Genomic DNA, 15,983 nt, shown 5'->3' with positions numbered 1-15,983 from the left:
ATTATTTCTGTGATTCAAACAACCCGGTGAAGTGTTCGATACCAGCAGCTATGATTGGTAAGGTTTTATCCAGCCTAAGCCTGCCATCGTATTAGCCCGTGGTTGATACTCGCAACCAACCCAGCCGCTATAGTTAATACTATCGAGTAGATCGAATAAGTACGGGTAGTTAATCTCCCCTTCATCTGGTTCATGACGATTCGGCACCGAGGCAATTTGAATATGGCCATAGCGCCCAGCTAAAGAGGTAATTAACTGACTGAGGTTGCCATCCACTATTTGCGCATGGAAGAGATCCAATTGGGTAAATACATTAGGGCGGTCGATAACATTAGCCAGTTCCAAGGTTTGATACTGGCTGGAAAAAAGATAATTAGGTTTTATTTTCGGGTTTAACGCCTCAATCATTACCTTAATATTATGTTCGGCAAAGCGGTCAGCCGCATAGCGAATATTTTCAACAAATGTCTGCTGATAAGCTGCACGATCGGCCCCCACCGGCACCACACCGGCCATCACATGGACTGACGGGCACCCCAGCACTAATGCATACTCCAACGCCAAATCAATATCGCGGCGCGCCTCTTGCTCCCGGCCGGGTAGTGCCGTCAGCCCCCATTCACCGCTACTGGTATTTCCAGGTGCGGTATTAAACAGCACTTGCTGCAAGCTGTTTTCTGCCAGTATCTGTGCAAGGAGTGCCGCCGGATAGTCGTAAGGGAATAGAAACTCCACCGCACTGAAACCGGCATCTTTGGCCGCCTTAAAGCGATCCAGGAAAGGAACCTCGGTAAACATCATTGATAAATTAGCCGCAAACTTAGGCATCTTTAACTCCTTAACTCTGCAATTTCGTCATCAGTCAAATAGCGAATAGGTCGGTCACCCAGCGTAAATATCAGACGAGCGGTTTCCTCTAGCTCCTCCATATTATCAGCGGCTTCCCGTAGGCTTTTACCCACCACAACCGGGCCATGATTTGCCAGCAGGAAAGCACGATAATGGGGTGCCAGCTTTGCCAACGCCTCACCCAACCGCGCATCACCTGGACGATAATATGGCACCACCGGGACATCGCCGACCCGCATCACCACATAAGGTGTAAAGGGCTTGATGGCATTACGGCTATCCAGCCCTTGTAAGCAGGAAAGCGCTGTCAGATAGAGGCAATGGAGGTGAACAACCGCTTCACACGCAGGGTTATTAAGATAGATTGCGCGATGAAAACTGACCTCTTTTGACGGTTTATCACCTGAGATCCATTCACCTTCCAAACTGACTTTTGATAACCGTTCCGCATGCAGTTCACCCAGACAGGAGCCTGTTGGTGTGGCCAATAATGTGCCATCAGCCAGTTTCATTGACAGATTTCCCGCTGAGCCGGTGGCGTAGCCCCGTTGGAAAAAGGACGCGCCTAACTTAACCATCTCTTCCCGCGCTTGCTGCTCATTCATACTGCGAACTCCGTTTGTGCTCTGGCAAAAAAGTTTTCGTCACCAAAATTACCTGACTTCAACGCCAGTGAAACCGGATGATCTGTGGATTTTACCCAAGGTACTCCCGGTGAGATTGCCGGGCCGATATGGAAAGCTTGAATACCCAGTGACTGCGCAACAATCCCTGAGGTTTCGCCACCCGCCACGATAAAACGCTGGAAGCCAAGTTGTTGTAAACGGTGTGCAATGGTACCGAACAGCCGCTCTACCGCCTCACTACTGGCAGCCGCCCCCCACTGCTGCTGAATTTTTTGTAACACCTCGGGTTCAGCGGTGGCATACAGTAACGGTGCCAACGGACCGCCCGCATTTTCCATTACCCATGCGCATAACTCTTCAGCATAAGATTCAGGTTCATTTAGGCAACGGGCGATATCTATCGATTGGCTAGGCGCTTGTGGTGCATAACGAGCCACTTGACGGTTGGTCATCGCCGAGCATGACCCCGACAGCACCACACACAGTTTGCCTTGTGGTGCACCAGCAGATGTGGCTTGCGGCTGATGGGACTCATCACAAGCCCATTGCCGTGCCAGACCGATGGCCAAGCCGGATCCCCCGGTCACCAGTACCATGTCGCGTACTGCTTCACCCTGCGTGAGCAAGTGACTCTCATTTAAGCTATCCAGCACCACATAACGTATGCCCTCTTCCTTCAGGCGAGTGAGCTGTGATCTCACGGCCTGAACCCCTTGGTCCATCACTGTACTGTTGATTAATCCACTGCGACCGCGCGCTTGTGCGTCCATCAGCCGCAAGAGATTGCTGTCTGTCATCGGCGTCACTGGGTGATTGCGCATCCCCGACTCCGCCAGCAGTTGCCCCATCACAAACAGGTAGCCCTGATATACCGTCCTTCCATTCACTGGTAGCGCCGGAGAGATGATGGTTTGTTGTTGACCCAGTGCATCCAGTAATGCATCAGTGACCGGGCCAATATTGCCTTGCGCGGTGCTGTCGAAGGTTGAGCAGTATTTGAAGTAGAATTGTTGGCAGCCCTGCGCTTGTAACCATGCCAGGGCCGCCAGTGAGTCCGCCACCGCAGTTGCCGTTGGGCAAGATCGTGATTTCAGGCTGACCACTGCCGCATCGGCATTCACATGATAATCGGCATCAGGCACACCATTGATTTGCACCGTCGACATGCCATTTTCCACCAGAAAACTGGCAATATCGGTCGCACCGGTAAAATCATCCGCAATTACACCGAGTCGCATTAGATATTCTCCTGTTTTTCCGGCAAGGTAATACCACTGAAAATCTTGATTACCGCGCTGTCATCCTGCTGACCAAAACCGGCGTTACTGGCTGAAGTAAACATGTTGAAGGCGGTTGATGCCAATGGCAGAGGAAAGTGCAGCGCTTTGGCGGTATCGGTCACCAGCCCTAAATCTTTTACAAAAATATCTACCGCCGATTTGGGCGAATAATCACCATCCACGACATGGCGCATACGGTTTTCAAACATCCACGAGTTACCCGCGGCATGGGTGACAACTTCATACATCGTATCCAACGGGATCCCCGCGCGCGCGGCCAGTGCCATCGCTTCGGCACCGGCAGCAATATGGACCCCGGCTAACAACTGGTGGATAATTTTCACGGTTGCGCCCAGGCCAATTTCATCACCGATGCGATAAACCTGCCCGGCTACCGCGTCTAATACTGGCTGTAACTTTTCGAAGGCAGCACTGCTACCGGAGGCCATTACCGTCATTTCACCCGCAGCAGCTTTCACTGCGCCGCCCGATACTGGCGCATCCAACATAATGAGGTTATGTGCCAACAGCCCTTGCTCGATCAATTTGGCATCCTGGGCTGAGATAGTTGACGACACCATAACGGCAGTGCCGGGCCTTAATTTGGCCGCCAACCCCTGCTCGCCCAATAGAATCTGTTTTACTTGAGCAGCATTCACCACCAGCACCACAACGGCATCCAATTTATTGGCAAAATCATCCGCGCTGACTTGGGCGCTTATCGCGCCATTTTTTCGTAAGGTTTCCAGTGCCAGCGGATTAAGATCAACGCCGTAGGTCTGTAGCCCGGCTTTAATACAAGACTGTGCGGCCCCCATTCCCATAGAGCCTAGCCCGATAACGCATACTGATAGTGTTTCTGCGTGAGTCATATTCTCTCCGTGTTAATTTTGGTGATAATTTGATTTCTTATGTTAAGCATAGCCGGAGGTAAAGGCTGTTATCGTGAGTTAAATCACAATAATTAACACAAAAAATCATTAAATCACATCATTTCACATTTACCCATTCAGTAGCTCAACCCTGCATTCAGCAGCAAAATTAATCAATTAGCTATTTTTACCGCCTTTTTTTACCCGCAACATCACCCATCTCACCGCGGTGCGTAACATTTACGTTAAAAAATGAGAAAGAAATTTTCACTCTTGACGTATAATCACATTAATTACCATCCTATAGCCCGCAAGTGGGTGAATTTGGCGAGGAGTTAACGTGATACCGGTTGAACGTCACCAACAGATACTGGCACTGGTTGCCGAACGTGGAGTGGTTAGCATTGCTGAACTGACTGATCGTTTAGGCGTATCACACATGACTATTCGCCGTGACGTGCAGAAGCTGGAAGAGCAAGGCGCGGTGTTATCAGTGTCAGGTGGGGTGCGTTCCACCGAGCGGCTGGCCGCAGAACCCTCGCATCTGGATAAGACACTGATGTATAGCAGCCAGAAAAATGCCATTGGCATGTCAGCCGCACTGCATATCCCACGTAATAGCTGTATTTATCTTGATGCGGGAACAACGACACTGGCACTGGCGCGCCAATTGGAAGCCAGGGATGATTTATTGGTGGTAACTAATGACTTCGTCATCGCCAACTTTCTGATTGAATCCTGCCAATGCAGAATGATTCACTCCGGCGGCACACTGTGTCGTGAAAACCGCTCATGTGTCGGTGAGGCAGCAGCCCGCGCCCTACGAAACTTGTCCATCGATATCGCTTTTATTTCCGCATCCTGCTGGGGATTGCGGGGTATCTCTACGCCAGACGAAGATAAGGTGGTGGTCAAACGAGCAGTCTGTGAAGTCAGCAGTAAGCGCGTGCTACTGGCTGATGCGTCAAAATACGGCAAAATAGCCACCTATCTGGCATTACCGTTAGCTGATTTTGATGTGGTTATCACTGATAGCAGTTTATCGGCAGCGGCCCATGACGAGTTGGCCGATAAAGAGATTGAATTGATCATCGCCTCCGCCCCCCGCCTGGCAAATTGATGATAAAACCGCTTGTAGCGGTTCCTTGCGCGGCAAATGGGACAACCGCCTGACAGCATTCAGTTTGAATAATTATATAAATCGTTATGTAGTTAAAGTAATTCTAAGTCTTAGCATCCTAATAAATAAACGGCGTAAACTATAGGGTAATTGAGTTTACCCGTTTATTTAGCTTACCGCTGATTCACCCACCCTCATTACCTCAATCTAGCGGTCGATGCATCACACTGGTCAGTGTCTCTGGAGCATGACATGAACAACGCAACAACGGCAGCAAAGCAAAAAGTGCCGTTACGGCTCAGCACCACGATTACCTTGATGGTTTCTGGGGTCATTGTCTCGGTGCTGTTGGTGGTTCACACCCTGTTCTTTATTCAGCTCAGTCAAATGGCACAGGATAGTTTGCAAGACAAGGCCGTTGCCGTAGCACGCACATTATCGTTCTCGCCCACGATTATTAACGGATTGAGTGACCCGGCTGCCGGACGGCAGATTCAGGCTTATGCCAGTGAAGTTCAGAAAGCCAATGGTCTGTTGTTCATCGTGGTTACCGATATGAAAGGCATCCGTTATTCACACCCTAATCCTGAAATGATCGGTCAACACTTTATCGGTAATGATCTGCAACCCGCGCTTGAGGGGAAAGAGAACAGTGCGATAAACCGTGGCGTCCTTGAGCGAGCATTACGTATTTTTATTCCGGTCTATGAGCCGCACGGCAAACAGCTAGGGGTGGTCGCTATTGGTATCTCACTGACCAGTATCGATTCGGTAGTGAGCGAAACTCGCTGGACCATTCCCTGGACCATATTATTCGGAGCTCTGATTGGCTCCTTGGGCACCTGGTTTTTAGTCAAAGCGCTTAAACGAATTATGCTAGGTTTCGAGCCGTATGAAATATCTAATTTATTCGAACAGCGTAACGCCATGTTGCAATCCATTAAGGAAGGCGTCATTGCGGTTGATGCCAACTCACGCATTACCGTCGTTAACCATGAAGCAAAGCGCTTATTTAAACAAAGTGGGCCGATGGAGAACTTATTATTAAGTAATGCCAGCAAATATTGGCCGGTGCGCTTGTACTTACAGCAAGTATTGGAAACGGGCATCGCTCGCCGTGATGAAGAGATAAACTTTAATGGCAGCATATTACTGACCAACACCGTTCCGGTAATAGTAAAAGGCGATATTATCGGTGCCATCGCCACCTTCCGCGATAAAACTGAAGTGAGCCAACTGATGCAACGCTTGACCGGTATGGTGCACTATGCCGACGCGTTGCGGGCGCAGTCACATGAATTTATGAATAAACTTCATGTCATTTTGGGTCTGTTGCATATGAAGTATTATCAGCAACTTGAAGATTACATCGTTAAAACCTCCAATAATTATCAGGCAGAAATTGGATCGCTGCTGCGTAAAGTAAAATCGCCGGTGATAGCCGGTTTCCTGTTGGGGAAAATTAACCGTGCGCGCGATTTGGGGATAACCTTATCCATCAGTGACGAGAGCCTGCTCCCCGATACCGATAATGAGCAAGTGACCACCACTTTGATTACGGTGTTGGGTAATCTAATCGAGAATGCCATGGACGCCATTGGTAGCCTGAGTCAACGGGAGATCAATGTCAGCTTCCACTATCAAAATGGCCGGATACATTGTGTTGTCAGCGATGATGGGCCGGGTATCGCATCAGAATTGCAAAGCCGTATTTTTGATAATGGTTTTTCCACTAAAGGAAATGAGCACGGTATCGGTTTGAGCCTGGTGCGTCAGAGTTTAGAGAGTATTGGTGGCAATATAGAATTTGATTCTGAAGCGGGCGTTTTTACCCAGTTCTTTATCAGCCTTCCTTACGACATCACACCGAATGACATTCCTTCAAACAACATCAGCGCGGTAAATCATGATTAATGTATTGATAGTAGATGATGATGCAATGGTAGCTGAGCTGAACAAGTGCTATCTGAGCCAAGTGGCGGGCTTTAACTGCTGCGGTACGGTGTCCAGTTTACAGCAAGCCAGAGAGCATTTGATGACAACAGAACACCCCATTGACCTGGTGTTGTTGGATGTTTTTATGCGCCAAGACAATGGCTTGGATTTGCTGCCAGTGTTGCGTGAATTCAGCGAACATACTGACGTGATTGTTATTTCATCTGCTACCGATGTGAATACCATCAAGAAAGCGCTGCAATACGGCGTAGTGGACTATTTAATTAAACCCTTCCAGTTTTCGCGTTTCGAAGAGGCACTCTCCACTTACCGGGAAAAACAGAGTTTGCTGGGACAACGTGAATATTGTGCTCAGGAAGATGTCGACTCATTACTGCGGCGTAGCAATGCGACGCCAGCTGAGCGCAAGAAACTACCCAAGGGGCTGACAGCACAAACACTGCGCACGGTGTGTGAATGGATTCAGGAAATGCAGGATGGGGAATTTTCAACCGAACAGATGGCCAACGCCATTGGTATTTCACGGGTTTCTTGTCGCAAATATTTGATTTACCTTTCTGATACCGAAGTTTTAAGCACTAAGGTACTTTACGGTGCGACCGGTCGGCCAGTTTATCTCTACAAGTTGCTACCCAGTCAGCAAGAAGTATTAAAGCAGTATTGCCAGTAATGAGCCGCACTGCCTCGAAGCTGTTTTTATCAATCAGCACGCACCAAAACTGTCCTGATAAAAAACCAGCGGCATCCGCTCAGGGATGCCGCTGATGACCTCAGTCTTATCGGGCTGTTATTTACATAATCCAACCCAACAGTAACGTAGCCCCAATGACGGTGGACGCACCGCCGATACGGGTTGCTATCTGGGCAAATGGCATCAGTGACATCCGGTTCGAGGCAGAGAGAATAGCAACATCACCGGTGCCACCTAGCCCGCTGTGGCAACTGGTGACGATCGACGCTTCAACCGGATACATATTCAGATAGGGCGCGATAATAAAACTGACTGCGGCCATCGACAACACCACCGCACCACACACCACCACATAACCGACAGAGAATACGGCGACGACACTTTCCAGTGGAACATACAGCATCCCCAATCCTATCATCAGCGGCCATACCAGTGTGGTGGAGACGAATTTATACCAACTGTGCGCACCTTGTTCCATTTTCGACGGAATAACCTGCGCATATTTACACATCACCGCAATCAAAATCATCAGCACCGGGCCGGGAATGTGGACAATCTTTTCAAATAAGCCCCCGACAATAAAGAAAGCACAGGTCATTAATAACCCACCGCCCATCAGTTGGAAATCGGCTTGCTTTGGCCCTTCCTGGGCGGTGAATACCGCATTATCTTGTGCCGAGCGAATTAACATCCCCTCGCCATTGAGATCCTTGCGACGCAGACCAATACGCGCCAGCACCCCGGCACAAATAATAGCGAAAATATTCCCCACCACCGCAGCCGGTGCCAGTTGAGCCACATACACATCAGGAGCCTGACCAAGGATAGCCGAGTAAGCCAACGATAATGGCAAGATGCCCTCGCCAATACCGCCACCGATGATAGGTACAATAATAAAGAAGAAGGTGTGATAGAGAGTAAAACCAAATAATTTACCCACCAGCAAACCCGTAACCACCGCCGTAATGGTTCCCACCACTAGCGGGACAAACATCCGGGTCATTCCCTGAATAAGCACCACGCGGTTCATCCCAAGAATACTGCCGACCACCAGACTGGCGATAACAAAATAGAGTAAGTTCGCCTCTTTCATCAGCAAATGGACAGTATCCAAGGTGTTGGTTTGGAAAATACCAAAATAAACCAAAACCGAGGGTACCATTAAACACAAAATTGCTGGCCCACCGATATCTTTCAACAGCGGTATGTGGCGGCCGATATGTGATAAAACAAAGCCCATCGTCATGATTACAGCCAGCCCGCCAATCATATTTTTGGGTAAATAGCTGGCATAAGCCGAAATGAATACAATGGCTGAAATAGTCATAAATAATGCCATTGGCATAGTATTTATGTTCATCTGATTTATGTGTGCAATAACTCTCTTGATTGCAGATTTCCCCGACATGTCAATCTGTTCGACGGGGGTAAGCACGACATCCTGATTTATTTTTTTCATTTTAGACCTACTATTGGGTAGCACCTAAGGAACGGGAGGTAACGGATCTAATGCTTTAGCCGGTTATAGTGATTTGATATTTGTTTTGACAGATGTTTCTCAATGAGGCATCGACCAACCTGGCACTTAAAAATCATTATTGATGTTAAAAACAACACAAAAAATTCAAATGTGAATATAGAATGGCAAACTACCACTCTATTTAAAATAAAAAAACAGTTAAGGTGAGACGATGTATTGTATTTGCGAGGATATCGTCAAGTTTATTTTAATTAACTTAACTTGGTGTTTTGTAATTAAATAATCTGAAGGATGTGAGATTTGTCTGTTATACTTTTTTGTCGCTGACAGACAAACCCATACTGAAATACCGCCGGTTGTTATTTGGTGCTACTCGTCATCTATTGACGAGCCTGCAATACGAACTAAATGAATGATTAAGTACAACATTTCATCATTTGAGAGAGTAATACTGAGCAGATTTTTGATGTATTCACCGATTAACATACTGCAGCGGTACTCACCAGGGTACTCGCGGATCATTTGTTCAAAAATAAAGTCATCTTTGGTTTCTATTTGGTTACTTTCAATCATACGCTGGATAAAAAATTGCATATGTGTCAAAAAGCGTTGGTAATTTAGCGAATCTTGATCAATTACAACATTAAAATGGTATTTAATAATATTAAATATGTCTTTCAACATCTTAACTGAGAGCAGTGTACTTTCCATACTCTGAATATCAGTTTGACCATTAACCAAGTGGAAAGCTATATTTCCCGCTTCCTCTTCAGGTAACTGAATATTGAGTTTCTCATTTAAGTATTTAACTGCTTGTTGCGCAATAGAAAATTCATGCGGATAAAATCTTTTTACTTCGTATAACAATCTATTTTGGATTGAAATCCCTTTGTGAAAACGTTCGATGGCAAAGGTAATATGGTCCGTTAGAGTAAAAAATAGCTGTTCACTAAGTTTTCCCTTCAGGCTGGCATTAGCGTCACTCATAATATTCTGCACCAAAGATATATACTCTTCTGGCGTATTTTCGATCAACCTAACATATTCTCTACTGGTTTGATTTTTTTGTACCACATAGACTTTTTCTATTTTCCCAGCATCAATCGCATCACCAATTTTGCTATTAAATCCAATACCTTTCCCCATAACAATAACTTCATTATTGTTGGCATCGACAGATAAGACCAGGCTGTTATTCAATACTTTAATGACATCCATTTTTCTAGCCACCTCTGTCTTTGCGCCGCAATGACTTTATATCATGATTAGCCCGGTCTACCGGGCTGTCTAGTATGCCAACTGTTCATCTGCCGTGGGCGGTTCTCTGCCGCCCAGAATATCAAACTACGGTCAAAGATACTGACCATTTGAGGCAATGACTTGTTGATACCAGGTAAAACTGGCTTTTTTTATACGCCTTAGGTCGAGTAAATCATGTTCATTCCGATTGACATAAATAAAGCCATAGCGCTTACCATAGCCCTGATGCGTGCTGACAACATCAATAACAGACCACGGGCAGTAGCCCATTAGCTCTACACCATCGCTGATAGCCAACTGCATTTGTTCTATATGTTTACGCAGAAAATCAATACGATAGTCATCGTTAATCTGATCGTCGCTTTGCAGCGAATCCGGTGCGCCAATACCATTTTCGCTAATCAGGATGGGCAGATGGTAGCGCTCATACGTCTTACGTAACGTGAGACGTAACCCAATGGGGTCGACCACCCAGCCATAGCGGGTTTTATCCACAAACGGATTTTCTGCTGCGCGATACACGCCCGGTTCACCCAACATGATCTGCTGATCTCCGGCACGGGCCGTGATATCTGAGGCATCGCCCCGACTGGCAGCAATAGTCGCCGTCGAATAATAGTTAATTGCGACAAAATCCGGCCGCCCTTGTGACAGGATTTCACTGTCACCACTTTCCACCGTGGGCGCTAATCCACGATCCTGCAAATAACGCCACGCCAACGCATTGTAACGACCATACACCGCCACATCGAGAAAACTCCAGCAGCGTAATGTTTCCCAGTTATGGGCTGCGATAGCATCTTGTGGTGCACAGGTTTCCTGATACATCGATGTGGTATTTATCGCCGGACCAATTTTACCTTCCGGGCACATTTGATGACACAACGCCATCACCTGCGCCTGTGCCAACATCATATGGTGACTCTGCTGATATAAGGATTTTTTATCCGGTAATTGACCATCGGGCGGAGTACCAATTGCCCCAGGATGGAGGATCATGGTGTTCTGCTCATTAATCGTCAGCCAATATTTTACTTTGCTACCAAAATGGCTAAAGAGCACTTTGGCGTATTCAACAAAGGCGTCAATCGTGGCGCGATGCCCCCACCCACCCTGCTGCTCCAGACAATAGGGCAAATCAAAATGGTAAAGTGTGACAACTGGCTCTATGCCGTAATGATTAAGTTCATCAATCAAATTCTGATAAAACGCGATCCCCGCAGGATTAACCGCCCCCGAACCATCAGGGATAATGCGGGTCCAGGCGACAGAAAATCGGTATGCCTTTAAGCCTAATTCGGCAAATAACTTAACGTCTTCTTTATAGTGATGGTAGTGGTCACTGGCGATTTTAAAATCTGCCGTCCCTGTTGGGTGCTGGCACATATCAATGATCGATGGACTTTTACCGTCTTCATCCCAGGCACCTTCAACCTGATAGGCAGAGGTGGAACCGCCCCAGAGGAATCCTGCTGGGAAGTTCTGTAATTGTTGATAAATCATAACCGCCCCCTAACCACGTGCACCCAGAGTAATAATCGGCTCACCAAACTGAGTTGGCCCGCAAGCTGCACTACTAACCTGCGAATACGTATCACTGTTTACAATCAATACCGGTGTGACGATATCGTAGCCTGCCTGAGTAATGGCGCTGATATCAAAACTCACCAGCAGGTCGCCCACCATGACACGATCCCCCACTTGCAGCGTCGAACTGAAGTACTGACCATTTAAGTTGACGGTATCAATACCGATATGAATCAAAACCTCAGCCCCGTCGTCTGATTTAATTCCGACAGCATGTTTACTGGGTAAGAACGTCATAATTTCACCTGTTACTGGGGCGCGCATTTCCCCCACATCAGGGATAATAGCCACCCCCTGTCCCAACAATCCCAGAGAAAACACATCATCGTTAACCTGACCTAATGGGATTAATTTTCCGCTTAATGGGCTACTTATGACTGCCGCCTGAGCCGCTGTCCCCGGAGTTCTCGCCACGGAGGCAGGCAAGGGAACGTTATCACTTTCATCAACTTGCGCTTGTTCATCTACCGGGTCTTCAAAGCCCAATACCCAGGTCAGGGCAAAAGTGACCACAATAGCAATCACGCAGGTTATTAATGCGTGCACAATGTTCATTGGGTTTTCGCCAATAAACGCCGGTAATGCAGCCAGCCCTGGTGATACAAAGGCGTAACGCACCACACCACTTAACCCCGCATAAACACCGGCGCAGCCCCCACCGATCATTGCCGCCACCAGCGGGCGTTTCAGCTTCAGGGTCACGCCATATAATGACGGCTCGGTTATTCCCAAAAGTGCAGTGAAGCCTGCTGAAGATGCCAGTTGTTTCAAGTTCTTATTCTTCGTTTTGAAGGCGACACAGAGTGTCGCCGCCCCCTGAGCAATATTGGATGCCAACATACCGGGGCCATTGATCATCTCATAGCCTTGCTTAGTCAATTGCATGGTTGCAATCGGGGTCATGGCCCAAGCCGTGCCCGTAATAACCAAGAAGGGTTGCAGCGCCCCCATTAGCATGGGAATAAGCCAACTGGCTTTCGTGTTTATAATGGCAGCACCACTGCCCACCATATCATTAAGAAAGATACCAAATGGCCCGATCACGACTAATGCCAAAGGAGCAGTAATCAATAATATAATCATTGGCTTGGTAAAAAATTTAATCATCGAGGGCGAAATTCGCTCGGCAAAGCGCTCGACATAAGACATCAACCAAACGGTAAAGATAATCGGTAATACCGAACCGGCATAATCAGCCAATCTAACCTGAATACCGATAAAGCTAACTGCGTCACCTTTTACCAACATTTGTGCCAAATTCGGGTGTAACAGTGCCCCGGCAATCGTCATTGCCAAAATAGGATTACATTCAAACTTAATCGCGGCACCATATGCCAGCAGAACCGGCAGGAAAAAGAATGCCGCATCCGCAATGGTATCGAGCAGCTGATAAGTGGTACTGCTAGCTGTAATCACACCGGTGAGTTTCAAAATTGCCAGCAACGCCTTAATCATCCCGGCTCCGGTAATAGCCGGAATGACAGGGGTAAAGGTGGTAGAAATCACACTGATTATCTGGCTGAAAATACCATTTTTGGTTTTATTTTTATTGCCCTGCTTCTCTGGTGTTGGCGCACTGCCAATTTCTTTCAATATCGTCCGATAGGTTTGCTGCACGTTGTTGCCGACAACTATTTGAAACTGGCCTCCTCGCTCGACCACACTGATCACACCCTCCAGTTTTTCAATCTGTTTAGCATCAACTTTAGTGTCATCGTTAAACTCAAAACGCAAGCGGGTGGCGCAATGTGTTAACTTACTGACATTATGCTTCCCCCCGATCAACGCTAAGATCTTCAATCCTAACTGCTGGTAATCCATCGCTATTCCCCTGAATTTATCACTTAAAAAAAAACAAAAAAAAAGACCAAAACAAAAATGCACCCGCGGACGGGGGACACTTTTATTTTGGTCTTGCCTGCTTTACCAGTAACACGCCTCAATAAAATTATGGCAATAAATATAACTATTGCGCTATCAGTATCATCATTGAAGGTGAGAGAATGCAATATCATTCTCGGAAAACTGTGTGTTAGATCTCATATTGCATCTTACGCAGTACGCTTTATGCACAGCACTAAGTCGAGGCGATTCGAATAAGAGTTTCTGCAACTTACCTATTAGATTGAGTCACGTTAATACAACGATCTAATTGCTTAATAAATATCATCGTAAATATTAACTGCGCTACACAAAAATAAATTATAAATTTTAAAATTAACACTTAGAAAAACAATATATTATTTTTATCTATAATAAGATAAATTGCAATTTTATGTGAAGCAATAATCTTAATAAATACACTCAATCTAAGAAGGGTTTATCGTTGAATAATATACAGCCAATCTATAACTCCGATCCGAAACAATTCTACTTTCATAAATGTAACAATGAGTTAAGAAATACTGATATTTCGCACCATAAGAATAAGTAATACATTACCATCAAAACATTTCTCCTGTATATAATTTAACCTTTCATTTGCAATTACTGATTCCGGTAATAGAACAAAAAAAATAATTTATAAGTGAATATTTTTTTGCCACATCACGATAGAAACGATAGCATGCCCTCCCAGAATCCAGTGGCAGCAATAGAAACCATAATAATCGAAGGCGCTAAGACGCTATTTATGCATTAACCTTTAGCAATCAGTTGCTGTAATACATTCACGATGATTGCACGACAGACAGGAAAATAGGGAAAGCTATGATGTCAGGAAAACACACTGCAAAGACCCATCACGCCGCCAAAAAACGCTGGCTAGACTCTCATGATACTGGCTACCACAAAAGTATGGGCCGACGTCATATACAGATGATCGCTATCGGTGGCTCTATTGGTACGGGGTTATTTTTAGGCACCGGTGCCCGCTTGCAAATGGCTGGCCCCGCACTGGCCTTAGTGTATCTGGTGTGTGGGATTTTCTCGTTTTTTATTCTCAGAGCACTTGGTGAATTAGTCATGCACCGCCCAACCAGTGGCAGCTTTGTTTCTTACGCCCGCGAATTCCTCGGTGAGAAAGCATCCTATGTTGCCGGATGGATGTATTTCCTTAATTGGGCCATGACCGGGATTGTCGATATCACTGCGGTGGCCCTTTATATGCACTATTGGGGGACATTCTCTGATGTTCCGCAGTGGCTATTTGCACTGGGTGCGCTCTCAATTGTTGCCACCATGAATATGATTGGCGTTAAATGGTTTGCTGAAATGGAATTTTGGTTTGCACTGATCAAAGTCGCAGCCATTGCTATCTTTCTGGTCGTGGGTGCTATCTTCCTCGGCACAGGGCAAAGTGTTGCCGGGCATCCCACCGGTATACACCTGATAACCGATAATGGCGGATTGTTCCCCCACGGGTTGTTACCCGCGTTGATATTGGTTCAAGGGGTGATATTCGCCTTTGCCGGTATTGAATTGATTGGTACGGCAGCCGGGGAATGTAAAGACCCGGAAAAGATGCTGCCAAAGGCAATTAATAGTGTGATTTGGCGGATTGGCCTATTTTACGTCGGTTCGGTGGTGCTACTGGTGTGTCTGCTGCCATGGAATGCCTATCAGGCCGGCCAAAGCCCTTTTGTCACCTTCTTTAGTAACTTAGGCGTCCCCTATATTGGGACCATCATGAATATCGTGGTACTTTCTGCCGCACTTTCCAGTTTGAACTCTGGCCTTTACTCGACAGGTCGCATTCTGCGCTCATTATCCATGGGTGGCTCAGCACCTAAATTCATGTCCAAAATGAGCCCACAATCTGTTCCCTACGCCGGCATATTGGTTACCGTGGGTATCTATGTCTTCGGCGTGCTACTTAACTATCTGGTACCATCACAGGTATTTGAAATCGTTCTTAATATTGCCTCTTTGGGTATTATCAGCTCATGGGCATTCATCATTATCTGTCAGATGAAATTACGTCAGGCAATAAAGCAGGGAACAGCAAAACCCGTATCCTTTAAAATGCCCGGTGCGCCGGTCACATCCTGGCTGACGCTGTTTTTCCTGGCAGGTGTTTTAGTGATGATGGCTTTCGACTATCCGAATGGGACCTGGACTATCGCCACATTGCCGGTGGTGGCCGTGTTATTGGTTGCCGGTTGGTTTAGTTTACGTAAGCGCGCCACTGAGGTCGCTGCCGCACCGGTAGATACAATGCCCAAACAGCGCCCGCGGGAAGATATAAACGCTTCAGAAGTGGCTCTGGCTAAGTTACGCGAACAAAACTCCACCGTTTAAGCCCATCGTTAGCCCGTAGGTTG

General features: G+C 46.7%; 12 protein-coding genes. 4 read left to right on the top strand and 8 right to left on the bottom strand.

The window, feature by feature from the left end; all coding sequences use genetic code 11:
• Nucleotides 1-48: 48 nt before the first annotated feature.
• The 4 genes from otnI to ltnD are packed head-to-tail and all read right to left on the bottom strand — an operon-like array spanning nt 49 to nt 3,627.
• The gene (gene otnI / locus Q2T71_RS08925; RefSeq protein ID WP_372558834.1) at nt 49-828 is read right to left on the bottom strand and encodes a 2-oxo-tetronate isomerase; all 780 of its coding nucleotides are present in this window, start codon (nt 826-828) and stop codon (nt 49-51) included.
• Nucleotides 829-830: 2 nt separating this feature from the next.
• Nucleotides 831-1,454, bottom strand: coding sequence for an aldolase (locus Q2T71_RS08920; RefSeq protein WP_372558833.1), 624 nt, complete (start codon nt 1,452-1,454; stop codon nt 831-833).
• A complete protein-coding gene (gene otnK, locus Q2T71_RS08915) occupies nt 1,451-2,713 on the bottom strand; it encodes a 3-oxo-tetronate kinase (protein WP_372558832.1) in 1,263 nt (420 codons plus the stop codon). The genes Q2T71_RS08920 and otnK overlap by 4 nt, the downstream gene beginning before the upstream one ends.
• Nucleotides 2,713-3,627: an L-threonate dehydrogenase gene (ltnD, locus tag Q2T71_RS08910; RefSeq protein ID WP_372558831.1), complete on the bottom strand. Its 915-nt coding sequence runs from the start codon at nt 3,625-3,627 to the stop codon at nt 2,713-2,715. Before ltnD ends, otnK begins: the two co-directional genes overlap by 1 nt.
• Nucleotides 3,628-3,967: 340 nt before the next feature.
• On the opposite strand from ltnD, the gene ygbI reads away from it, so the two are divergent.
• From ygbI to dcuR, 3 genes are all read left to right on the top strand, one after another.
• A complete protein-coding gene (gene ygbI, locus Q2T71_RS08905) occupies nt 3,968-4,747 on the top strand; it encodes a DNA-binding transcriptional repressor YgbI (protein ID WP_372558830.1) in 780 nt (259 codons plus the stop codon).
• Nucleotides 4,748-4,999: 252 nt separating this feature from the next.
• The gene (locus Q2T71_RS08900; RefSeq protein WP_372558829.1) at nt 5,000-6,661 is read left to right on the top strand and encodes a sensor histidine kinase; all 1,662 of its coding nucleotides are present in this window, start codon (nt 5,000-5,002) and stop codon (nt 6,659-6,661) included.
• On the top strand, nt 6,654-7,373 hold the full coding sequence (gene dcuR / locus Q2T71_RS08895; RefSeq protein ID WP_372558828.1) for a two-component system response regulator DcuR: 720 nt from the start codon (nt 6,654-6,656) through the stop codon (nt 7,371-7,373). Before Q2T71_RS08900 ends, dcuR begins: the two co-directional genes overlap by 8 nt.
• 121 nt (nt 7,374-7,494) lie before the next feature.
• On the opposite strand, the gene Q2T71_RS08890 is transcribed toward dcuR, so the two are convergent.
• From Q2T71_RS08890 to Q2T71_RS08875, 4 genes are all read right to left on the bottom strand, one after another.
• Nucleotides 7,495-8,853, bottom strand: coding sequence for a 2-hydroxycarboxylate transporter family protein (locus Q2T71_RS08890; RefSeq protein ID WP_372558827.1), 1,359 nt, complete (start codon nt 8,851-8,853; stop codon nt 7,495-7,497).
• Between the two features lie 390 nt (nt 8,854-9,243).
• Complete coding sequence (licT, locus tag Q2T71_RS08885; RefSeq protein WP_372558826.1) at nt 9,244-10,092, bottom strand: BglG family transcription antiterminator LicT; 849 nt, start codon at nt 10,090-10,092, stop codon at nt 9,244-9,246.
• A 132-nt stretch (nt 10,093-10,224) separates the two neighbouring features.
• A complete protein-coding gene (locus tag Q2T71_RS08880) occupies nt 10,225-11,637 on the bottom strand; it encodes a glycoside hydrolase family 1 protein (protein WP_372558825.1) in 1,413 nt (470 codons plus the stop codon).
• Nucleotides 11,638-11,646: 9 nt separating this feature from the next.
• Entirely contained in the window at nt 11,647-13,542 is a 1,896-nt protein-coding gene (locus Q2T71_RS08875; protein ID WP_372558824.1) for a beta-glucoside-specific PTS transporter subunit IIABC, read from the bottom strand.
• Nucleotides 13,543-14,430: 888 nt separating this feature from the next.
• Between Q2T71_RS08875 and ansP the strand changes: the two genes are divergently transcribed.
• Nucleotides 14,431-15,960, top strand: a complete 1,530-nt coding sequence (gene ansP, locus Q2T71_RS08870; protein ID WP_372558823.1) for an L-asparagine permease — start codon at nt 14,431-14,433, stop codon at nt 15,958-15,960.
• The last annotated feature ends 23 nt before the right edge of the window (nt 15,961-15,983 follow it).

It is taken from the genome of Yersinia sp. 1652 StPb PI (assembly GCF_041538345.1).
GTDB lineage: Bacteria > Pseudomonadota > Gammaproteobacteria > Enterobacterales > Enterobacteriaceae > Yersinia > Yersinia enterocolitica_E.
Note: the sequence above shows the minus strand (reverse complement) of the source record. Positions and strands in the feature narration are given on the sequence as shown.

Bases quoted from the DNA above. Each gene is read 5' to 3' on its own strand.
- ansP (WP_372558823.1), top strand. From the start codon at position 14,431: ATGATGTCAGGAAAACACACTGCAAAGACCCATCACGCCGCCAAAAAA.
- otnK (WP_372558832.1), bottom strand. From the start codon at position 2,713: ATGCGACTCGGTGTAATTGCGGATGATTTTACCGGTGCGACCGATATT.
- licT (WP_372558826.1), bottom strand. From the start codon at position 10,092: ATGGATGTCATTAAAGTATTGAATAACAGCCTGGTCTTATCTGTCGAT.
- Q2T71_RS08875 (WP_372558824.1), bottom strand. From the start codon at position 13,542: ATGGATTACCAGCAGTTAGGATTGAAGATCTTAGCGTTGATCGGGGGG.
- otnI (WP_372558834.1), bottom strand. From the start codon at position 828: ATGCCTAAGTTTGCGGCTAATTTATCAATGATGTTTACCGAGGTTCCT.
- ltnD (WP_372558831.1), bottom strand. From the start codon at position 3,627: ATGACTCACGCAGAAACACTATCAGTATGCGTTATCGGGCTAGGCTCT.
- dcuR (WP_372558828.1), top strand. From the start codon at position 6,654: ATGATTAATGTATTGATAGTAGATGATGATGCAATGGTAGCTGAGCTG.
- Q2T71_RS08890 (WP_372558827.1), bottom strand. From the start codon at position 8,853: ATGAAAAAAATAAATCAGGATGTCGTGCTTACCCCCGTCGAACAGATT.
- Q2T71_RS08920 (WP_372558833.1), bottom strand. From the start codon at position 1,454: ATGAATGAGCAGCAAGCGCGGGAAGAGATGGTTAAGTTAGGCGCGTCC.
- Q2T71_RS08880 (WP_372558825.1), bottom strand. From the start codon at position 11,637: ATGATTTATCAACAATTACAGAACTTCCCAGCAGGATTCCTCTGGGGC.
- Q2T71_RS08900 (WP_372558829.1), top strand. From the start codon at position 5,000: ATGAACAACGCAACAACGGCAGCAAAGCAAAAAGTGCCGTTACGGCTC.